A 21,588-nucleotide genomic window follows, 5' to 3' on the forward strand; every position below is an offset into this window, starting at 1 on the left:
ATGCAGCGATGTTTTCTACCACTGCACGTATAATATTTGCGGCATCCAGGCATATTTTACCATAGATACTTTATTAATGAGAATATCTTCTGTCCGCGCCTCCAGTGCCAATATCCAGGCACCATCATTGCGTTGGGACAACTGCCCTTCCCGCTGCAGGAAGGCGGTGCTAAACCATTCGGCGGAAAACTTCCGGTCTTTACGCCAGGCTTCCAGGTAATCCGCCAGCATGGAGTCGGCGGCCTGTCGGGCAGCGTCATCCGGTACCAGCGAAGGATCTACCGGCAAATGCAAAGGCCAGTTACAAAGCAGCTTATTCAGCAACCAATACTCCTCTCCACCGGGATCATTTTGCCCATAGCTGATATAATGCAGTAGCAAGATGGCCCGCTGTTGTGCGGCTTCATCTGTAAATTGCCGGTCCGCTACGTAGCCCAGTGTTCTGAATAACCGGCCGCATTCCATCCAGAGTAATACCAGTCCGGCGTTTTCAATTTGCAGCCCACGTTTCAGCTGATCGGTGAGTGTACCTACCTTTTCAGTAAGCGAGGCGGCTATCGCCGGGATATCATTCGCGGCATCAGTCATTTTTTCATCGATAGCACTACCATTAGCGACTATCCCAGTTGTTGCTGCACGTTGAAATAATGCCGCCCAGACAGCGGCATCCGGTACCCAAGGTGTGGACATACCGGCAAGCGTTACCCGAGTAGTTGTGTTATCACTTGTAGTACTACCTATACCGTAAGGTGATTCACTTTTCCCTGTACGGGCCAGTTCCTGCGCTATCATGATTTGCAGCGTTGCTTCACTGCAGGAAAACAGGCGAAGAAAAAGCTGCTTCATACCAACAGCACCCAACAGGTAATACAAGCGTATCCACACCACGGGATCATCTTTACCAGCGGCTTTCAAGAGTTGTTCTACTTCAGGCTGACCATGATCCGGCAAGGCCCGCAATGCCTCCTGCAAGGCCACAATGACTTCACTGCCATTATCAAATGCACGGATACCATACTTCAGAAAAAACAATTGAATGGCCAACGTATATTCAGCACCGTTAGGAATAATAATATTCGCTGCCTGTTGCGTACTGAGTTGTTTCCGGATGGCTGCTGCCAACTGCGACAATAACTGTGTCTGAAAATCATTTTCGTTGGTACATTGCAGTGAAACGGTGATCGCAGGAATTTCTATGTATTCCTCTTCTTTTACCAGATCATCCAGCAGCGTATTCAGTTGTGCCATGAAGGCGGCAGTATGCAAACGGTAGCCCAGCTGCTGTTGCAGTTCTCCTGCCAGCCGCGGCCCGGAAGCACTCAGCTGTACCTCCATCCGTTTAATGATATGTTGTTGTTCAGCCACGCGCCTGCGGTTGTTGAATCATCAGGTAATAGTCCACGTCAGGGATACCGCAGCAGCTCACCCGGTATGGTAACATAAAGTCGCCCACAATGGTGAAAGCGCTGATTTCCGCCCGATCGGTATGGATACATTCATTCAGCTCAATCTGTTCGTCTGCATCTGTATACACCAGCACCAGTGTTTGGCCCTGTTGCAGTGCCGGCCGATGCTCCAGCCCAAGCATATAAGGCAGTAACCCTGCATTGGTAGTGTTGTTTATATCTACTGCAATGACATCAATACAGATATTATAGGCCAACAGGTATTTGACCAGGTCGAAGCCATTGAGGCGAAAGTCTTTATTGTCGCCGTTCAGGGTGATCGGTCTTCCGATATGTCCCTCCACCCGCAACCAATGACGCGGTTCGAAGTTGAATGCCAGTGGCATCAATACTTCGGGACGGGTGCTATAACTATCGTTGCTGACATCGGTAGATGCTTTGTCGTCATTACCCGGATAAGCGTTGTAGGATAACAGCGTGTCCGTACGCCGCAACACGGTGGTTTCATAATCCCAGAACTGATGTACAGAATAAGCGCTGTTGCCATCCAACGGATAATAGTAAGGGATCGCAGTTTTTCCCAACAGCTCCGCACTACTACGTGTAGGCGTTAACTTTATAGGAAGAAACTGAAATGGATTGCCGGTATCCGGACTGGCCAGTGATTCCCAGTAGTCCGTGGAATCAAGCTTATCCTCGATGGTATCGTTAGATGTAGCCAATACTTTTTCCAGGTGCAGGAAAGGCAGATCAAACGTGCGAATCATCACCATCATACGCCAGTGCATGCAGCGTACTTCGCGGATAACGGCATCTTTTTCGGCTACCAGGGCCAGATCGCGGAATATCAGCGGTTGATAGGTACTACGGCCGCCCAGCACGGGGCCCAGCAGTACCACAAGACCGGTATTATCGCTTTCCGAAAGGGTTGTGCAGGTACATTTTCCCCGGAAGCCGTTGAGTTTTAATACCAGTTCATTATAAGCGGTGGTAAGATCACGCAGCCAATCGTACACATATTGAATATAATACAGGTGCATGCCTTCTTCATAAAAAGCATTCAGTTTAAGGACCAGCATTTTCCGGTACTGTTCCAGGTAAGCAGCGCCTTTATGAGAGAGCAGCGGGCCAAAGAGATCATGCAGTAATTTCAGGGCGTCGCGGAATTCCTGCTGATAGTCATCGATGATGGCCTTGTATTCGAAGAAAATATCCGAATAGGCTTTCACCCTTTGAAAAGGCGCTTGCAGATTGCTTTCTTTCAGGCCTATTGCCGGGTTTACAATAGCGAGTTTCTTGTAACCAAAACGCGGTATAATCAGCAATGGCAATTGCAGTACCGGGCGCAGGAAACGATCGACTGCGGGAATATCGATATCATCAGGGGAAAAGTTGTTGGAGAAAAGCGACTGGTCATCATCCGACGCCGGCGCTTCTATTCCAACTGCACGTGCCATGGCGTTGCGGGTAACGAGTATCCAGTATAACTGCTGGCCCGTTTCTGTATCAGCAGGTAGTGCCAGCAGCAGCACTATTTTATCCCGGTTCAGATTACGTTCAGGAATATCATCAGGGTGTTGCTGTTTCAGGGAATCGATCGTATCTGCTGGTGCATCATCCGGAGCCAGGAGCAGGAATTCCATGTGTTGGGGGTCCAGTTTGTCCAGTTTCAGGTACGCGAGCATAAACTGACTTACGCGCGTCCATGTGGTAGTATCCGTCTCCCCATTACCTCCTGTTGCAGGTAATGGTTTTACATAATAGCGGAACTTTTTCTCCGGGGTATGTAATATCGTTCCATCGGGTAATATCACGGTACCTTCTGACACATCGATAGAGCAATCTGCATTGACGTGTACTTCTGTGCCACACACTACGCCGTTGCCGGCAACACAGGTATCAATAACTTCTTTCATGAATACTGTTGTTAGAAATAATGAATCTGATTGTCGTTCCAGTTGTTCATCAGCGTTACCAGCGCATCATTGGCTTCTGCCAGGCCAGGCTGGCCTTTGGTACAGAGCCGTTTTATCCATTCGTTATACGCTGCTTCAAAGGCCAGCATATCTGTTCTGCTCAACAGCACATAGCGTACAGACAGATGCGCGGGCATTTCCCGGCGAAGGGTTTGCATAAATACATCCAGGCGGTCGGGGTCCTGGAAGCGGTCGGCCCAATCCGGTAAGGCAATGGTGATCCAGAAAGAATATGGGTCCAGCAGGCTGATATCATCCGGACAAGCAATCATTGGTATCAGCAACTGATTGAAAGTAGTATTGCGCGGCCGCAGGAGAATATGTTCCAGCAGGTGGAAGCTGTCATCATTGCAATTGCCGGAAGCCAGCTCCCGCAAGTATTCCAGCCGTTTGGCGGCGCCATCTCTGCCGGGTGAAGGTTCCAGCATCAGCGCATTTTTGTCCGTACGATCAGCAGGTGCCACATTGAGCCAGAAGCCTACCACGTTATCATCTACGATGTCGTACGCACTGCTGTCACCTGCGCGGTTGAGAAAATCGAGCCGGGCTTTTTTGGCTTGTTCAAAGCTTCTGAAGCGCTCCACGCTCACGAGCAGGCGTGCACCGGTTCCGCCCTGGGGCCGGATATAGAATACATATTCTGTTTCCGCGCTGGCATTACCCTGATTATCTGTTTCTCCAACGCCCACTTCAAATACGGGTTCGCAGGTGATGGTATGGCGGGTAGCGTCCTGCATACCCAATATGGCGCATACGCGTTTGCGCACGCCTTCTACGTTATCTGTTTTCCAATAACGGAATTCATCTTTATCAAACTGATATACAAATCCGCTGGCTCTTTTGGCGCCCAGTGCCGGTACCTGTTGCAGGAAACGTTGCTTGTCTGCAATACTTTCTGTCAGGCCTTCATCTATTGCCCAGGCATCCCCATCGGAAAGCGGCATTTCAATCCGGTACAGCTGCAGTGCGTAGTCAGTGAACTGTTCCCCGAACCGTGCCAGCATATGATCCAGCAAACGATCCTGATAAAGTTGCTGGTCGATATCGCTACCGGAAGTGAGCTGTTCTAAAGCGGTGATATAGGCGTTATGACTATCCGCTTTAAAGGCGTCCCACTCGGGATCAGGCGTTACTTTGTTGAGTGTGGAATCCACTACCTGAGCGCCTTTATAGTCCAGTAATACTTCCTTTATTCCAGGGATGTTGTACAATGCCTGGTACATGGCAGTCGCATCACTTTTCACAGAGAAAAGCGTTTTCACGGCCGACAACTGTGTCAGGTAATTGCCCAGCAGCTGATCATAAAAGAAGAGGTATCCCTTCAGCTGCTTTGCCTGGGCTTGTCGCAGGTCGGGCTGTTTTTTGGAAATACCGGTATTACCGATTTTATAGGTGCGCGGAAAATCTTCCTGTATGCTGGTGAAATCAGTAAGGTCTGTCAGTATCCGTCCATTCGGTACCGGGAGGTCCTGTTGTTGTTGCCGGTTAATTTTGGTGGTACTGTCCGGATGTACGTCGAGGTATTCCTTGAGCCGGAGCATGTCTACCGGTACTTCCTTGTAATGGGAGACAACGGCAAAAGTAGTGCAGTCGATGCTCAGGGCCGGGAGACATTTACAATCCAATGCCAGGCACCATTTTTCTGTACCGTTATTTTTATTATCATCGCTACACAGGTACATATTCAGCCGGTCTATCTGCACCACGCCTGTTACGGCAGCGATGAGCTGATAGAGGTCGGAACGATACACGGTTTGTCTGGGTTGAGCGGCCAGCAGGTCGGTATCGTCGATAAACCCATTTTGTAATAACGGTCCCTGGTATACGGGATCGGCGTTATAATATTTTTTCGCAGCGATAAATACATCGTTGTAGTAATCTGATACGGATGCATTGTCCCATAGGTTGGCGATGGCTGCCTGGAAGGCGGTGTCGCCGGTAATCCGCGTGTTGAGGAGGCTTTGCAGGGCGGTCAACAGGCCATCCGGCAGTTGTGCGGTTTGCAGGGTATCTATCACATCACTGTCTATTTCAAACTGCGCATAGCGGTTCATCATTTCTTCGAGGCTGTAGAAGCGAATCACGGGCGACAGATAATATTCTATTGCACGGTATACGTTCGCCAGCACCTCCCATTTATCAACGGTAGGGTCCAGTTCTACAGCGAGGTCCAACCCCATTCCTACGGTATCGGCTATATGAATATCCGGACTGATATCTTCACTGAGATTACGTACCCGGTGTAATCGTTTTTTGGCTTCCGCAATAATATCGGCTTCGTCTCCTACATAATCTTCTTCCAGCCGTAGTGTAACGCTGTAGATACCTTGAGGTTGAAAGAGGTTATATTCTGCCGGTTGATCTTTTCCTGGCAGTTCACCACTACGCAGGCTACCGGTAAAATACAGGCATAATAGAGGGTCAAAGTAAAAGAATGCCTGCAGGTCCGGATTTTTATCGATCAGTGCAATGATTGAGTTCCAGGCGACAAATCCGGCCATGTCCTGGTGGAGTGCCTCCAGCCTGCGGAACAGGGCAGAAAAACCGTCCTCCGGATGCTGATTGGGATCAATGGTGATCAGGTAGCTTTCCAGGAAGAACACGGATTCATCGTAATATTTATCCACCATGTACAGCAGCAATACTTTCTTCAGATCGGTTGTAATATTGGCCTTCTGTAAATGTTCCAGCAGTTCTTCTCTGAATTTCTCCCGGACAGCAGCCTTTTCTTTATCGCTGATGCAGTCATTCATGGCGATGAGCAACTTCGTATCAAGCTCCCCGGGCCGTGGTAAGGAAACTGACACCTTGAGCATGGCTATATATGGTTTCAGCTGCGCAACGGCGTAAGTGTCGACCAGTCCATCTACCCAGTAAAAGCGGACTTCGGGGTCCTCGAGTTGCTGCACCCAGGCATTTTGCACACCGGGCATATCGATCAATATTTTTCGTAGGTCCAGTGCCGTTACTGGTGCGCAGGGAAGTATCTGGGCGGCGGTATAAAATGAGTCGTTGTTAGGTGCCGCGAAGAGATCTGCCGACGGCATATTGCTCCGGTAGCCCAGATCGGTGATGGCATAGCAAAGTATTTCCAGGGTGGTGATACCGGGATCGTGGAGGTTATAGTCTGTCCAGATATCCGAACCCAGGTTCTCTATATGCCGGATACCTTCTGTGCGCAGCAACTGCCAGTCCATAGAAGGTGGATACACGGGATTTTTCGGTATGACGAGAGAAGTACTCATACGTAGTTTATTTTTGGGGCTTAGCAATTTGGATGGTGGTGAACTGCCCTGGCGTGAAGGCCAGGTCTACGGTCATACCTGCCACCTGATTGTTTTTTATTACTGGTGTAATGCGATAAGCGTTATCAGCAGCCACGCCTTCGCTGGCGTTTGCCGGAATACTTCCGCTCAATGATTTTGCCTCCACCTCTCCGTTTAACACCTTTGCCAGGGCATTTGTAATAGCGTCCGTATTGATGAAACGAGGCTGCCAGGCTTTAACCAGGGCTGCCTGCAGAGAAGCGATTTTATCAGCCGGAGCTGGTGTTGGTGCGGGCGTAGGTGTTGGTGTAGGTGTAGGTGCGGGTTCTGGTGTAGGCGGCGGCGGCGGTGGCGGCGGTGGCGCGGGTGCAGGCACTGGTACGGGCTCCGGAGCTGGTGCTGGTGCTGGTGCAGGTGTTGGAGCTGGCGCTGGTGAAGGTGCTTGCGCTGGGGCCGGTTGGGGCGCTACATTACTCACATTCGTTTTCTCAGCCGGTGGCGCCACCTGCGCTACATCAATCAATGTTGGATGATCATCCTTACAGCTACCGCAGGCACAACGATCATGCTCTTTGATCACGTTAATATCATGGTCCATGACGTTGGGATTATCTTCGTTCAGGCGATCCAGATAGGTGGTCAGTACAGATGCCGCTGTGAAAGGCGTGATCACATCTACATCGCTCCAGTCGAGGGTGCCCTCATATTCCTCCGCCATCTGACGGGAAGAAAAATGTTTGATTTTAAGATTGGTGACTACATCTACATAATCCAGGTTTTCGAGGAACTGCAACAACCGGGTCCTGGAGATGGGTGTACCAAACAACAGGGGTTTCTTTCCCGTAGCCCAGGGCGACAAAAACAATTTCAGCGCTTCATTGAGGGCTTTGGTGTAGTAAGGAATATCTTTCCCGGAATAGAAGCGTACACATACCTGAATCCTTACTGGTTCAAAGCGGGCATTGATAACATCGAGGCGATCTCCCCCCTCGTCACAACCGCAGTCTGCATTGCAGCAGCAAAAACCCGGATCACCGTAACCACCTACGAAATAGCTGTTTCGCTGCGCCAGGAATTGTTTCATGGAAGTCAGCTCCCCTGCTTCAAATATGGGATAGAATATGCGGTTGCCGGTCATTTTATTGGGAAAAGGAATCGCGGCTACTGTAACGTGTCCCGGCCTGGCCGTGTAAATGCGGCGGGAATGCGACAAACATTTCAGCACCGCTACTTCAGGGAATGATTCCAGCAACAACCTTTCATAGTCCCATATGGTGACCGCGCGGTTTTTATGGCGAAGTCTTTCGTGTATACGTGTGAGGTAGCCATCGCGGTCCGACTGTTCGGAGGTACGTCCGCCGAAAGATGCATAGGGCTGTGTAACGGATTTCACATTTACATCCCGGAATTTCAGCGCGGAAATTGTTCCGGCAGGGAGGCCATCCACCAGGTGATCTTCGGTGTTCTGTTGGTCCGTAAATACTGCCTCTGCGGCATTCACATGTATATCAATGAGCATGGGCAGCGCATCTACCATCACATCATCGTCCGGTATTTCTATCGCCGAAGCGCGCAACCAGAAAAGATCAGTACGGCCATCTTTACCGAGGATGGTAGTGTTACCGTTTTTGATATCGTCCGGAATCTGGAAGAGGATGATACCGGTTTGCTGCATACCCAGCGTAGTATCTTTCAGAATATATTGAGGCGGCAATTCCACCCAGGTATCTGCCAGATAAGACCAGGCAATGTCCGGGGCATAGTGATCGGGGTTACCAGTACCAGGCGCTGTTTTAAAAAGCAGGGATAATGTTTGGTCGGGCACCAGCTGCTCGAAGCCCAGGAACAGATTGCCATTTGCCCGTGGCGGTTTGGGACGTGATTTGTCAAACAATTCCGGTCCTATTGGCAATTGTGGTTCTGGCATAGTCGGCACTGGTGCAGGGCTAATGCCTTCACCAGACATATCTTCCCAGTTACCCAGCGAGTTAAATACGCTGAAATAGTGACGGGAGGCCAGTCTACCATTTGCCTTCGGATTAATATTCTGATCAGCGCTGATAGTCACCGGGTTACTACGATAAGCAAATACAATGTTGTCTGCATCCAACACATAGTAGTTGTCACCACCCCAGCTCACCTCCGTTCTGATCCAGCCGCTTACCTTAGTATCATTTGGATCTGGCGGGAATTTGGGCGAGGCCAATAATGGACCTTCTATTTCCGTATAGCCAGCAATGCCTGGTCCACCATTGTCTGGTATTGCCAGCCACGTACCACTATAAAGGAAAGACTTGTTGCTTAAGTACAGATTATCATTGCCTGTATGCAGGATATAAAAATAACCAGGGTCTTTAAAAAATAACTCCTGTAGTTTGATGAACACTTCGGATGGCGTTGTTTTGTCAATCACCATTTGATTTCTGGATTCTACCTGTCCCTGTGGCGTTTCCCGGAAGAATACCGCGTTCTGATTTGATTGTGTCACCTCTCCCAGGAAGTCGGAAGGTGTTTGCGCGTATTGTGTCAGTTCTMCTACATAGGTAAAAATCTTCGCCTGCCACACAGTAACATCATCTGGTTTAATATCGGTGGTCTTAAAGCGGATAAAAGGAGGTGTATCTTCATCTACCGGCAACACAGCAGGGAATTCGGGATGTAACCAGATCACAATCCGTTGTACCCATGATGTTTCTTCATCCTGTGTAGTTGTAGCGCCGGCAACCAGTTTGGCGTTCTCAATCGACCCACCACTGCTGCTATCCACCTTTAGTACCCTGTTATACAGCGTGTATTGGGCGTCTGGTCCAACATTGGCTTTTTTTGCGGCACTAATAGCTGATCTGAATTCATTCTGTATTTTACTCAATAACTCATCAGGCATACCCGTATGATTATAGGTATTACTGCTATCGGCGATACTGGTGTCATACAGGTTCAATTTGATCAAACCTTTCTCTGTGGCTATTTCCATTTCGAAATTTTCCAGCGCATCTACGACACTGCTGCCATTGCAAGAAAATTCAATGGACACCATCCGGTCCAAACCATTAGCCAGCCATAGTTCTGTACTGCTTACGCTGAATCCGGCGAAGGCTTGCAGTTGTTGCAATTTTTGGGTGAGTTTCATTTGTTCTTTCACCACCGCTGGTGGACGGGCATCGTAAAAATCGAAGAGATCCTGTATTTTTCTCTGCTGATACATCAACCGGTTGTATACATCCTCACCTGAAAGCGCCCGCCAGGCTTTGGTTCCAGCAGGCCATTCCTCGGCCAGTCCGTCTTTTTTATCTGCAGCTGGCAACGCATAGGCGCTTATAACGGGTATACCGTTTTGCACCACTTCTTTCATATACAGGTTCCGGCGCTCTACCAGTTTTACCGGAGAGATCACCAGTTCGTCTGTCAACTCATAAAACATCGGTACACCGGCACTATCGGCACCGGCTTTAAGTGCGGTACCGGTCGCAATCAATGCAGGCGGTAGTTTCAGCGCCAGCTCAAATACTACATGTACTTTATCCGGCACCAGCTGCCTTTTCTCCAGCCGGAGAACATCCTGATAGTAAAAGAGCAAATGCTTTTCCACCTGGCTGTTCAGTTCATCCTGCAGGTGTTTGAACAGGTACAGGAAAGTAATGTATAGGGTGATATGTGGTGCATGGTTATGTCTGGAACGGAGGGCACTTTGAAATGCCTTCCTGATTTTTTCCAGGATCAGCGACAACGCTTTATAGAACTGTAAAAAGAGGCTCCACAATTCATCGATCGATTCATACGGCAACACAAAATCAATACACTCGAAGGCTGCCCTGTCTTTCAGGCCCCACGGCGCTGCACAGCCGTAGGTACCAATAAAACCTTCATAGAGTTTAATGGCATTGGGATCAATCGCTTTATGAAATTGTATGAGGCGGTACAGGGGCGCTTGCAGTGTGCTGCTGATAATATTCAGCACATCCTGTTTCAGTGGATGATCTGCCGGAATTTTCTGGCAGATGTGCAATACCATCAGGGCAAGACCGTAGACACCGAATTCGGTGCTTTTTATCATCTCCTCCAGTATAGCCGCGGCGGTTTCTTCACCGGGTTTGGCAGTACCCATGTCTTCCTGTTTACGGCGACGGCGGTACATGATTTCTTTGGAGCGGAAAGCGGTACGAGGGCTATCTAAGTCTGTGGCAGCGAGGATTGCCAGCAGGCTGGTGATATCTGATTCCCAGAAAGGGGTCCAGTCTCCATCTTCCTGGTTATCGGGTCCCCAGTGACGCACATGTTCAGATAAACCACCGGCAAAGGCGATTAGCTCTTCTATATTGCGATCGTCCAGTGTCAGCTGTTCAGGAATAAGACTGATCAGTAACCGGTCGCGTTGTTGTGTACCGCCATGTACCAATGGATGGCGTAATGTGTTGCAGTGTAGTATCATAACTCCACGTTTGTTCCCTCTTGTTTATAAAATGGGTATACGATGCTGAATCGGTTGTTGGTAGTTCTCACTACGTAGTCCATCACAATTTCCAGGGTACCTTCCAGTTCAGTAGGGGTAATAGCGAGCGAGATAATTTTTATGCGCGCTTCGTATTTGGCTACATTTTTCCGGATAAGATCTTCCAGGTAGCTGAGAAAAGTCACATTCAGGGCTGTGAATACATAGTCCTCCGGATTACAGCCGTAGTCTGGTTGCAGTACGCGTTCACGCACACTGGTGCTGAATAATATCCGCAGGCTCTGGTCAATATCTTCTTCATATTGCGCCATGGCTACCGTTCCGGTGGTGCGGTCGAAAGTGGGTGGAAATGCCCAACCTTTTCCCAGGAAGGCTTTTTGTTCGTTTTGTGGATTTAAGAATAAATATTCCATGGTCATATTTTTTTATCCTCCGATGAATACATTGGGAGATCCTGTTTGAATCATGCCTCCCGGTTGATGGGTGGTTTCATCCATTTGCCGTGCAGCGGACTGGCCGCCGAAGAACACCGTAGAAGAACCACTTTTGATCATATTGCCTGGTTCCACGCACATGCACATATCATTTTGCACGGCGGCGGCCAGCTGATTAACAAATACCCTGGCTGATCCGGTGGCGATTACCTGTCCGGGGCCATGTATCGGTGTAAATGGCGACACCGATAATAGTTTGGGGCACAAATGCACATCTGTGTTTCGTGCTGCTGGTTTTCCTGGCATGATGCATCAGTTTAAATCGATTCGTGTTCCATTTATTTTTATGCCCTGCGCAGATAGCTCGATGGAGGTACTGGCATCCAGTGTGATGCTGATCTTCTGTCCGCTGCCATCGATCTCTATTTTGGGACTATTGCTATCTCCTGCGCTGAGCAGAATTTTCTTATTGTCGTCATCAAAAATGAATTGCATGCCGCCCTTTGCGATAAAGCCTTTGAGTGCGTTTTGATCGCTCGCCGGCAATTCCTGCGGGGCTACATTTTTATCGCTATTCACAGCGCCTAATACCACGGCATCATTGGGGTCATTATTGATAAATCCTACGATGACCTCATCTCCTATTTCCGGCCGGAAAATAAATCCCCGTTTGTCGCCGGCGTAGATATTGACCATCCTGGCCCAGATACCGTCTGCATTGGTGCTATTGGGATTTTGTGCGATGAAAGGGATGCGTACCTGAATGCGATAATCGCCGCTGCGGCTGTCGCCTTCAATTTTGGATACAATGCCTGCATGGAGGCCACGGATACTGCTTACCAATCCCGCCGCTTCCGGTGGGGCTGGTGTCATGTTGTCTGCTGCAAAATTTTTATTCCATCCAAATTGTATATCTGTTTTCCAGGTGCCGTTGATCACCTGGTGTAATATGCCTGTAATGAGATGCGTACCGTTAAACCGGTCTCCTACTCCGTTTACTTGCAGGGTGTCGCCGGGTTGCACTTTTATACCATTGATGGCGGCGCGTCCTTTCACATGCGACAAGGTGCCCCGTTGTTGTTTGGCATTGGCCCAGGCGCTGAGTTCCTGGGTGTCCATATCACCGCCGTGATACAATTGTACCGTGTTATCTTTATACAGTACATCCGGGAAATCGCGTTGTGCACCACCGCCACCCAGCGCGCTGGTAGCGGACGAGAGTAATCCACCTGCGCCACTGCTGTCGCTGCCGGCATCTTCTTCCATTACTTCCTGCTTTGTATAATCCCAGGTGCTACCTTTTACGGCAGGATAATGATCCCGTGCATCCAGTTCTGATTCAAACTCCAGGATGGGAATTCCCTGGCTGCCGATGCCAAACTGTACCTGCAGATCCGGAGTAGATTTTATGGCGGGTTTCTTCATCTGGAGGGTCCCTTCGTCCAGCAGGAGACAGAGCCCATTGGCATCTGCGCGCAATAACATGAAGTCCCAGTCGGTTACATTGTATTGCACCAGTTCTTTATGGGTATAGCCTGGGGTGTCCATATTGCCGGCTGTTACATCGGGGTAGTTGTTCAGGATATCCTGCACGAGGTCTTTATCAGATACATTGTAAAAGTAGCGGCTTTTGCGGGCGACGGTTGTTTTCACGGCAGCATCGCGGCATTCTATCTCCATCCGGAAATAGCGGTCCTGCTGTACTTTCACGGCATGCCGGATAATAATTCCTTTGAAAATAGTTTCATCTTTTTGTTCATAGCCCAACAGTATTTCCACTGTTTTCCCGGGAGAAAAAAGGTCCTGGTTACTCTTGGTGAATTCCTGTTTTTCCACGGAGCCATCGGCAAATATGAGCCGGGCCCAGGGGATGCGGTTTAATTCAAGCCCGATGGACAGGGATATCAGGCCACCAGGGGACATGGTCACTTCTTTGCCGTCGGCCCTAACGGTAACGGCTACGTTGTGTGTTTCCCTGTTTTGCGTTTCCGCTGTTTGTGGCAGGATCATTTTTTCGTGGTTTTATCGATGGGAGGAAGAATCAGCTGGGTGCCGGGTTGCAGGCTTCTGAAATTGGTGAGCTGATTCGCTTTGGCTACTTCCAGGTAATATTTTTCGTCGTCATACACATCGTCGCAGATGCGCAGGATGTTTTCGCCTGCTAGCACCATATGGTGCCGGCTCAGATCCGGCGATAACAGCGACAGCAACGCCATGCTATCTTTAAACGGTGTATATGCTTTTATTTTCAGTGTTATTTCTGCACGGAGGGGAATGCCATCGGGACTAAAAAGGTTGTAGTTGATGTCCATATTCAGGAGTAGTCCCATGAATACGAGCTTGCCATATTGCACCAACAGGAAAGGCGTACGATGGCTTTCATCTTTGAAATCGTATACGGCGGCTTGCAGCTGTGCTACCCTGACCGGCACATAGGCACCTTGCGCATCTGCCGGCAGTTGATTCATTACGCTGCCGATGAGGTCTGCAGAAGGCATGGTACTTTGTGCTACCACACCGGTGCCATCCAAAATGAACCGGAGTTCCAGCTCTTCCGGATTCACTTTATCGAATTGCAGTTCTGTGCCCGGGGTACCTTTCGTATCAGGTTCATTGTACTTGATACTAAAGCTTCTGCTGATTGACTCGGGATTGATCTGTACTTCAAATATTTTAGTGGTGAGCGTAGCCGCAACGGTGGTGGCATCGAGGCTGCTCAAGCCACCCAGTCCGCCTTTACCAGAAGTATCTGGTCCGGGCAGGGAAACGATGCGTAGTTTGCTAATTGAACCGTCCATGTCAGCGATCTTTTTGTCGTTCTAAAATCTCCATCACCTGTTGCACGGCTTCTTCGATGATGCGGGTTTTCACATCTTCAGAGATGCCTGTCTGCGGGAGTGCCCCCGTGTTGGTGGCCGCACTTTGATTGGTAGCCGTTACGTTGGCTTTCACCACCAGTTCCCTGATAATAATGGGCATGATGAAAAAGATTTAAGAAGATTTAGTGAAATAATTATAGTTGATCTGTATTGTTTCCACGGCGATGTCGCTATTCTCTGCATTAAACCCGGTGATTTCCCATTTGGTAGGAAAGGCATTTACCAGGTGCCAGGCCATGAGTGGCTTAGGGCTTCCTTGCGTACCGCCTTCTACGTCGAGCAGGAATACATGCAGATCTTTTGGCGAGAAGCTAAAGTCTTCTATCGCTTTACGACACCACTCTACCAAGGGAGAACTTACTTTCAGTCCCCGTTTCAGCACCAGTGGTTCTGCACGGGCTGGCAGTGGCAGCTGGTGGGTAAAGCGATTTTCGCCCGCTTCCTTGACGGATTGCGTTTCCATGCTCATGGAAAGTCCCGACAGTTCCTGGAATTCCGAGTCGCTGTCGGGCATACCATCAATCACTACTTTGAAGTAAAAACCTACGGGCGGATAACTATTTCCAATTACCGGCATACGATTTATTTATATTCTACTGACAAATCTTCAATGGCCAGTTCCAGTGTTTCTACCGCCACCTCATTGGCATCTGCTTTCATATCGGTGAAGGCTACCTTTACAGGAAAGGCGTTGGTCAGCGTCCAGGCTACCACCGGATTACCTTCTTCATCGTTGAGGGTAATCACTAAGTTTTTGCGATAGTCTACTCTTTTGCGCACGGACCCTGCTTTGCCGCCGTCGCCGATCCAGCTGTAGAAATCCGAGTTAGCGTCTTTGAAGCCCTGGATCAGGCCTTTTTTCAAGGTAACGTTCGCGAACTTGCGTAGTCCCGGTAATTTAATTTTCGAGAAATTGGGGTCATTACCCGTGCGATATTCTATCAGGTCTATCTGGTAGTCCAGTCCGCTCACTTCGGTGAAGCCGATCTGGTCAGCACTATTAAATTCCTGTTCCGGGCGTGATACCTTGAAATAGAATTTGGGGAAAGGATAACTCTTTGCCATTTGCTATAAAAGTTTAAATGCTTTTAAAAATGTACTGTTAGGATTCCGCCAGCTCGAACTTATGTTCGTACTGTAATACGATGAATTCTGCTGGTCTTGCTACTGCCACTTTAATGAAGATGCGCATGATGCCGTTGAGTACATCGTCATCGCTCATGGATTCCGGTGCGCTGCAAATCACTGCGTAGGCATCATCGGGGGTATTACCATAGAGGCCACCAGCTTTCCAGAGTCTGTTGAGGAAGCTCTTGATCATGGCGCGTACCTTGATCCAGGTTTGTTCGTTGTTAGGGGCGAATACAAAATCCTGCATGGCAAGTGCAATAGAATCTTCTATAAAGCAGAAGGTGCGGCGCACATTCACGTATCTCCATTCGAGGTCGTTGCCGGCCAATGTTCTTGCGCCGTATACCAACAGGCCTCGGCCCGGATAAGTACGGATCGCATTAATGGCTTTTCCGTTAGTAGGTGCGTTCAGGTTAGCATGGAAGTCGTCATCAATATCCAGTGCCGGCTGTATCCCTCCTAAAACGCTCACATTCGCAGGCGCCTGCCATACGCCGGCGGTGGCATCGGTACGTACATAGATGCCCGCAATAGCGCCACAGGGGGGCAGTGTAACCGCTAAATTTGAAATAGCATCTTTGATTTTACCATAGACGAGGTTATTAACGTCTTTGATGATATCCATGGTGAAATTCGTGAGCGGAATACTTACCTTATCGCCAAGGTTTTTAACTGCCGTTTTTAATGTATCCAGTGTGGAAGCGATCAGATTCTTTGCATCAGTAAGGGCGGTATTGGCCAGTCCCAATGCACCATTTGTATCTGTTTGTGCTTTCGCTAATATGGTTTGGGGAGCAGGATTTGCCTTATCTAATTCAAGGGCTACATCTGCGGGTATTGCCACGCCGGAATCGGCGGATATTTTCAGTAATTGTGCCAGCATTGCATCGTCTTTGGCACCGGGAGTAGCTTGTACCCATGCATCCAGAGCTGTTTTCAGGTAGTCAACCGCTTTTTTCTCCGCAGTGAGTCCATCTACTTTCGCCTGAGCTGCCGGTAATGCAGCGTTGGCATCCAGATAAGCTTTGGCTTTCGCCTTCAGATCGGCTACCGTATTTGCATCTCCGGGTATGGATTGTATATGTGAAGTGACCACTACATCTGATTCTGCATAATTATAGCTAAAGATGGTTTTAATGTAGGGATAGTAGGTCATCCCATACTTTTTCAGCTCAATATCAGCAGGCATCTTAGTCTGGAAACCATTTTCAATAGCTGTTGTACTATCACCATTTACATCATGCAAATCGATGATGGTTACCCGGTCTTTCATTTTACTGCAGTGTTCCAGGGCAGTGGGAATCACACCTGACTGATATTGATCTTCGGTGAGTGAGGTACCATCAGGAAATACGAGGATGGTCACATCCTGTACTTTTGTTAAACTGCCGATCGCTGTTTTAATCGCATTGGCATTGGGATCTGTATCAAATTTGCCTACAGAGAGGATGTAGCAAGGGCCTCCACCATTCGCAAAATAGAAGAGCAGGGAATGATACATTTTGTATTTGAAGTCGGTTGGATCTGCCACCCGTACATCGGGAGTACCAGTGCTTTCATCGATGGTTACTTTGAGTTTTTGTAGCGGCGCGGTGCCAAACAAATCTTCGTATTCTTTCATCGACTTGATCCGGGTTGGTTTCCCGCTCAGGTCTACCCCTTTCCTATCGGCTTTTTGGGTATTGCCAATGAAAACCGGTACGGCGCTGGGGACCACGCCCACCGTTGGGGGAAGCGTAGAAATTTCCTGGGTGTAGACGCCAGGCATTCTTAAATCTAGCAAAGCTGCCATGTTATTTGCTTTTAGAGTTTATAAATGATAGTTGTATTTTTCATGCTTCTATCCGGAATAGCAATAGGGCCTACTTCTACACCGGCGTCTTTATTGAGTTTCACCACGGGCTGTTCTCCATCTGCCAATACAATAGGAATGAGCGATTCGAAGAGATATACTTCTTTTATTTTTCCATCCGCTTTGAGGCCATCGATGTATGTTTTTTCTACCGGAGATGGCGGACGTTTTTGAATGGCTACATTCAGCGGATAACGGGAACTGTTTGACACACTATAAGCGATGGTAAGTTTGGTGGGGTCCAACTGGGCGCCGCCGCGATCCACCGGTTCCACGAGGTAATATTGCCATTTGGAAGAGCGGGCACCCAGGGTCAGGCTAAATACCAGGTTATCATCTCCTGGTTTTAGCTGCAGATGCAGTACTGCCCAGTTATTACTTTGTTGCATGAGTTCATCGCTCAACACCATTTTTGCGGTAGCGGTTCCGCCGCCTGTCAGATTTTTTTCCAGCAGATAAAGACCGGGATCTGTTACTACAATTTTCACTGCACCGCTACTTTTCTCCACGGCGTTGGTGCTTACGGTTACCCATCCGGAGGGGTTGGCTGCAGGGCGTTTCAGCGTTACGCTATCAACTGTACCTGCCGGAAAGTTCAGCATGGTTTGCTGACCGGCCATATCTGGTAAGTCGTTGGCAGCAGATAACACCAGTTGTTGTTGGTAGGTGCCATCTTCCTTCAGGTTAGAAAACCAGTAACGACCTTTACCGAATGCCTGTGTAATATTGAGGAGATCTGTTTTTATCTGCATGCCGAAGTACAGATCAATGACTGTATCCAGCTGTACGAAAGGATCTCCGGCCTCGTCCCGCTTCAAATATATTTTCAGGTTGCCATCTGATTGCCGGAACTTTAACCCGTAGGCGTCTAATACGGCTAATGCAGATGGTGTCGGGATAAACAGGGCATCAGCTGCATGTGCATTGCTATAGAATGCATGTTTTATCTCGAGGGAAACCAGTGGGGTATATTTAAAATGTAACATCAGTTAAACAGTTTCATCGCCATGGATATCTGTAATCAGTGAGCCGCTTACAGGTGGTGCCTGCTGGAACATTAATACACGTGCCTTATAGATCACAGAGGGCAGGTATCTGCCTCCCATTACAGTCCAGAGGTTATTGAGATTTTCGAAACCAAGATTATGCAGGTTGATAATCGCATCCTGCTCTTCACCATTGACGGTGATGCTGATTCGACGGTTCGATTGGAAGCAGCTGATCACCTGGCTGATGGCCTGCATACTGGTCACGTAAGAATCATATTTTGCAGCGAACAGGAGATAGGCATTAATATATACTGCGCTCTTTTCTTTGACGAAGCTGGTTCCTACTTCACGAATCGGATAATTATTTCTCAATGCATTMTCTTCCTCTACTGACGCCAGTGTCAGCATTACTTTATCGTGAAACAGCTCTTCTCCGCCACCCTCGGCGCTTTTATCGTGGATAGATACGTCTCCGATTGTGCACTCAAACAAATCGCCGGGGCCACCTTTTGATCGCAGACTAAAATAGAGATTCAGCGTTGCTACCATCTCTGCAAGCAATAGATCAATCATAATATATGTTGATTTTAGGGCAACAAATTTCCATTAGCAGGTATGTCAAATAGTGAGACACACCATGCAAAGGGCATCATGAAGACATGCGATACTATATAGTCAACCTATACAGTTCACAACCGATAAACACAGTGAATAGTAGCTGCAACGCGGCAAAGCGGCAAACATTTCAGCTGTGAAAAATGACTTCTTTCGAAGCTCATACTATCAACCAGACCATTTGTGATTTTTTTTGGGAGTTACAATTACAGTTCTAAATCGTCGATACATTGGGGTTTTGGGGCATCGATTATTTCCAGACATGAAACTAGACAAAATAAATTAAAATACAAAATCCATTAAATAAACTTTTCTTATTGCAAACGTTGGAAGTCAGGATTCCTTTTTACATAAACCGATGTAAAATGCGCTATCATAGCGGTTATTATCTCCCGAAAAAAATTTTAAAAAAGCAAAAACGCAAAAGTACGCAAGGGTTAAATTGCGGGAAAACCCTCACTGGTTTCCCAGCAGTGCGCACTTTAAACGGGGGTTTATTTTACTGATACCGTTTCATGTAAGGCGGTAACCAGCTAGTTATAGGAGTCGGGTATTTTTTGAATAACACCGTTGCGGATGATCATATGTGTGGGATAGATGCTGATTTTCATTTCTTCCGAAATAAATTTCTCTGGTACAGGAATAGTAGCATACAGGAAGCGTGTTGTTTTCAGGAATTTTTGTAGTTGCTCTTTGGTGTCAAATGCCATGCTTACAAAAAGTACGTCCTTATGCTCACGATATTCCTCTACCAGCCTGTTTAGCTCCGGCATTTCTTCTACACAGGCCTGGCAATGTATGAACCAGAATTTGAGGTCAATCGTTTTATCTTTTAAAGTGGCTTTATTATAGACAACACCATTGACATCTGTAAAATTAAAATCAGGTATTGTTTCTCCTTCTCTCTTATAATGCTGCCAATAAAGTTCTCCGTAATACCGGATGGTGTTTCTTACACTTTTATTCGTGGAATCCGGCAGGTAATACAGGCGATAAGTGTTACTGTCTTTACCCGGCCTTACTTTCAGCGGCAGATAATCACCGCTGGCAAATGCCTGCAGGAATGCCTCCCGGGAGATAGGATGTGCCGCAGTATCCAAAGGAGTGAATTTAGCGGCGAGGTTCAGCAAATCCTGTTTATACCCCATAAAGCCATCTGCCAGGATCTTTTCCGGCGGAACAACAGGATCACCTGCTTTCGGGCCATGTACAGGGGATTTGCAGGCAGGGAGCGTACAGAGCACGATTATTAACAGCTGGCGGAAATATAACGTGGTCATTATGCATTTTAGTTTAATGGAAAATACGACAATCCTTCCTTCTTACAATACCCTACCTTCGCCGTTTATTCATCGAATATGCCGGTTCAAACACTTCTTCAACACTTCAATACTATCACACCATTATCATCCGCTGCACAAGCCGCATTAAAGCAGTGCCTGTATCTGGAGCATTATCCTAAGAAAACCATCATACAGCAGCAGCACCGGCCGGCACAACATATTTTCATTGTACATACAGGCCTGGTGCGGAGTTACTACACACATAACGACAAAGAAATCACTGCCTCCTTTGGCACACCTGGATGTATGGTATGTGCAATGAGCAGCTTGTTGTCCTATGAACCCGCCGCTTACAGTATAGAAACGCTGGAAGAAAGTGAGCTTTTTTTCATGGAATTTGCGGCCCTGGAAGCATTGTACAATGCCCATCATGACCTGGAAAGATTAGGTAGAATGATGATCACGCAATTTTATCTTGACCAGGAAAAAGAGCTGAAAGCGATCCGGTTCCAGTCTTCCGAACAGCGATATCAAACTTTGCTCAACACGCAACCTGAGTTATTACAACGTGCGCCACTTGGTCATGTAGCCTCCTATCTGGGCATTACTGCCGAAACACTCAGCCGTTTGCGGGCCCGGTATTAGTGATGACATTTTTTGATTTATATCAAAAAATGTGGTGTCTGTATCCTGCAATTTCGCAGCGTAACAGACATACAGCATGAAGAAAATATTGATAATACAGGGGAATCCCCATCCGGGAAGTTATTGCAGCTCCTTAGCCAATACTTATCAGCAAACAGCGAGGTTGGCGGGGCATCAGGTGGAACTGATACATTTATATGATTTGAATTTTGAACTGAGTCTGCGTCATGGATACCATCAGCGAACCGAATGGGAGCCTGACCTGCACGATGCCTGGGCTAAAATACAAGCTGCGGATCATTTGGTATGGATATTCCCCGTCTGGTGGGGAACTATGCCGGCGCTCCTCAAAGGCTTCATAGACCGGGTATTCCTCCCCGGCAAAACGTTCAAGTACCACAGTGAGAAATCACTCTTTTGGGATAAACTACTTAAACATAAATCCGGGCGCATCATCGCTACCATGGACTCTCCCGCCTGGTACGATTACCTGATGTACCGCAGGGCAGGCATTCGTGCGATGAAAACTGCCACACTTTCATTTTGTGGTTTATCGCCGGTGAAAGTAACGATACTGGATAAAATAAAGCTGCGTTCCCCGCAAGCGCTCGAAAAAGGGCTACGTAAAGTGGAGCGAATAGCGTTGAAAGGGAAATAACAAC

Annotated in this window: 17 protein-coding genes; 2 read left to right on the forward strand and 15 right to left on the reverse strand. The window is 48.1% G+C overall.

All coding sequences use genetic code 11. The features are described 5' to 3' along the window. Nucleotides 1-15: 15 nt before the first annotated feature. The 15 genes from AC1DFM_RS21370 to AC1DFM_RS21440 all read right to left on the reverse strand — a co-directional run bounded on the left by AC1DFM_RS21370 (nt 16) and on the right by AC1DFM_RS21440 (nt 20,278). Entirely contained in the window at nt 16-1,365 is a 1,350-nt protein-coding gene (locus tag AC1DFM_RS21370; RefSeq protein ID WP_477078790.1) for a contractile injection system tape measure protein, read from the reverse strand. After that, complete coding sequence (locus AC1DFM_RS21375; protein WP_477078791.1) at nt 1,358-3,322, reverse strand: hypothetical protein; 1,965 nt, start codon at nt 3,320-3,322, stop codon at nt 1,358-1,360. Before AC1DFM_RS21375 ends, AC1DFM_RS21370 begins: the two co-directional genes overlap by 8 nt. Before the next feature lie 11 nt (nt 3,323-3,333). Next, a complete protein-coding gene (locus AC1DFM_RS21380; protein WP_477078792.1) occupies nt 3,334-6,627 on the reverse strand; it encodes a hypothetical protein in 3,294 nt (1,097 codons plus the stop codon). Between the two features lie 7 nt (nt 6,628-6,634). After that, a complete protein-coding gene (locus AC1DFM_RS21385) occupies nt 6,635-11,077 on the reverse strand; it encodes a hypothetical protein (protein ID WP_477078793.1) in 4,443 nt (1,480 codons plus the stop codon). Then, nucleotides 11,074-11,511 (reverse strand): GPW/gp25 family protein, encoded by a 438-nt coding sequence (locus AC1DFM_RS21390; protein ID WP_477078794.1) that lies wholly within the window; start codon nt 11,509-11,511, stop codon nt 11,074-11,076. The genes AC1DFM_RS21385 and AC1DFM_RS21390 overlap by 4 nt, the downstream gene beginning before the upstream one ends. Nucleotides 11,512-11,523: 12 nt before the next feature. Continuing rightward, nucleotides 11,524-11,838 (reverse strand): PAAR domain-containing protein, encoded by a 315-nt coding sequence (locus AC1DFM_RS21395; protein WP_477078795.1) that lies wholly within the window; start codon nt 11,836-11,838, stop codon nt 11,524-11,526. Nucleotides 11,839-11,844: 6 nt separating this feature from the next. Next, nucleotides 11,845-13,542, reverse strand: a complete 1,698-nt coding sequence (vgrG, locus tag AC1DFM_RS21400; protein WP_477078796.1) for a type VI secretion system tip protein VgrG — start codon at nt 13,540-13,542, stop codon at nt 11,845-11,847. Beyond that, nucleotides 13,539-14,330 carry a CIS tube protein gene (locus tag AC1DFM_RS21405; RefSeq protein WP_477078797.1) on the reverse strand — a complete coding sequence of 264 codons (792 nt, stop codon included), beginning with the start codon at nt 14,328-14,330 and terminating at the stop codon, nt 13,539-13,541. Before AC1DFM_RS21405 ends, vgrG begins: the two co-directional genes overlap by 4 nt. Nucleotide 14,331: 1 nt before the next feature. Then, the gene (locus AC1DFM_RS21410; protein WP_477078798.1) at nt 14,332-14,511 is read right to left on the reverse strand and encodes a DUF5908 family protein; all 180 of its coding nucleotides are present in this window, start codon (nt 14,509-14,511) and stop codon (nt 14,332-14,334) included. Nucleotides 14,512-14,523: 12 nt separating this feature from the next. Further along, complete coding sequence (locus AC1DFM_RS21415) at nt 14,524-14,988, reverse strand: phage tail protein (protein ID WP_477078799.1); 465 nt, start codon at nt 14,986-14,988, stop codon at nt 14,524-14,526. A 5-nt stretch (nt 14,989-14,993) separates the two neighbouring features. Further along, nucleotides 14,994-15,476 (reverse strand): phage tail protein, encoded by a 483-nt coding sequence (locus AC1DFM_RS21420; protein WP_477078800.1) that lies wholly within the window; start codon nt 15,474-15,476, stop codon nt 14,994-14,996. 37 nt (nt 15,477-15,513) lie between these two features. Continuing rightward, nucleotides 15,514-17,334 (reverse strand): phage tail sheath family protein, encoded by a 1,821-nt coding sequence (locus tag AC1DFM_RS21425; RefSeq protein ID WP_477078801.1) that lies wholly within the window; start codon nt 17,332-17,334, stop codon nt 15,514-15,516. A gap of 11 nt (nt 17,335-17,345) precedes the next feature. Then, nucleotides 17,346-18,380, reverse strand: a complete 1,035-nt coding sequence (locus AC1DFM_RS21430) for a hypothetical protein (RefSeq protein ID WP_477078802.1) — start codon at nt 18,378-18,380, stop codon at nt 17,346-17,348. 3 nt (nt 18,381-18,383) lie between these two features. Next, nucleotides 18,384-18,956, reverse strand: coding sequence for a Pvc16 family protein (locus AC1DFM_RS21435; protein ID WP_477078803.1), 573 nt, complete (start codon nt 18,954-18,956; stop codon nt 18,384-18,386). 575 nt (nt 18,957-19,531) lie between these two features. Further along, a complete protein-coding gene (locus AC1DFM_RS21440; protein WP_477078804.1) occupies nt 19,532-20,278 on the reverse strand; it encodes a TlpA family protein disulfide reductase in 747 nt (248 codons plus the stop codon). 78 nt (nt 20,279-20,356) lie between these two features. On the opposite strand from AC1DFM_RS21440, the gene AC1DFM_RS21445 reads away from it, so the two are divergent. Continuing rightward, nucleotides 20,357-20,926, forward strand: coding sequence for a Crp/Fnr family transcriptional regulator (locus AC1DFM_RS21445; RefSeq protein ID WP_477078805.1), 570 nt, complete (start codon nt 20,357-20,359; stop codon nt 20,924-20,926). 76 nt (nt 20,927-21,002) lie between these two features. Next, the gene (locus AC1DFM_RS21450; protein WP_477078806.1) at nt 21,003-21,584 is read left to right on the forward strand and encodes an NAD(P)H-dependent oxidoreductase; all 582 of its coding nucleotides are present in this window, start codon (nt 21,003-21,005) and stop codon (nt 21,582-21,584) included. Nucleotides 21,585-21,588: the final 4 nt, after the last annotated feature.

Source organism: Chitinophaga sp. 05T412, assembly GCF_056396465.1.

What these genes read in the sequence shown, in the direction of transcription:
- AC1DFM_RS21415 (WP_477078799.1), bottom strand. Translation starts at nt 14,988, where the DNA reads ATGCCGGTAATTGGAAATAGTTATCCGCCCGTAGGTTTTTACTTCAAA.
- AC1DFM_RS21450 (WP_477078806.1), top strand. Translation starts at nt 21,003, where the DNA reads ATGAAGAAAATATTGATAATACAGGGGAATCCCCATCCGGGAAGTTAT.
- AC1DFM_RS21395 (WP_477078795.1), bottom strand. Translation starts at nt 11,838, where the DNA reads ATGCCAGGAAAACCAGCAGCACGAAACACAGATGTGCATTTGTGCCCC.
- AC1DFM_RS21410 (WP_477078798.1), bottom strand. Translation starts at nt 14,511, where the DNA reads ATGCCCATTATTATCAGGGAACTGGTGGTGAAAGCCAACGTAACGGCT.
- AC1DFM_RS21390 (WP_477078794.1), bottom strand. Translation starts at nt 11,511, where the DNA reads ATGGAATATTTATTCTTAAATCCACAAAACGAACAAAAAGCCTTCCTG.
- AC1DFM_RS21405 (WP_477078797.1), bottom strand. Translation starts at nt 14,330, where the DNA reads ATGGACGGTTCAATTAGCAAACTACGCATCGTTTCCCTGCCCGGACCA.
- AC1DFM_RS21380 (WP_477078792.1), bottom strand. Translation starts at nt 6,627, where the DNA reads ATGAGTACTTCTCTCGTCATACCGAAAAATCCCGTGTATCCACCTTCT.
- AC1DFM_RS21425 (WP_477078801.1), bottom strand. Translation starts at nt 17,334, where the DNA reads ATGGCAGCTTTGCTAGATTTAAGAATGCCTGGCGTCTACACCCAGGAA.
- AC1DFM_RS21445 (WP_477078805.1), top strand. Translation starts at nt 20,357, where the DNA reads ATGCCGGTTCAAACACTTCTTCAACACTTCAATACTATCACACCATTA.
- AC1DFM_RS21375 (WP_477078791.1), bottom strand. Translation starts at nt 3,322, where the DNA reads ATGAAAGAAGTTATTGATACCTGTGTTGCCGGCAACGGCGTAGTGTGT.
- AC1DFM_RS21440 (WP_477078804.1), bottom strand. Translation starts at nt 20,278, where the DNA reads ATGACCACGTTATATTTCCGCCAGCTGTTAATAATCGTGCTCTGTACG.
- AC1DFM_RS21420 (WP_477078800.1), bottom strand. Translation starts at nt 15,476, where the DNA reads ATGGCAAAGAGTTATCCTTTCCCCAAATTCTATTTCAAGGTATCACGC.
- vgrG (WP_477078796.1), bottom strand. Translation starts at nt 13,542, where the DNA reads ATGATCCTGCCACAAACAGCGGAAACGCAAAACAGGGAAACACACAAC.
- AC1DFM_RS21430 (WP_477078802.1), bottom strand. Translation starts at nt 18,380, where the DNA reads ATGTTACATTTTAAATATACCCCACTGGTTTCCCTCGAGATAAAACAT.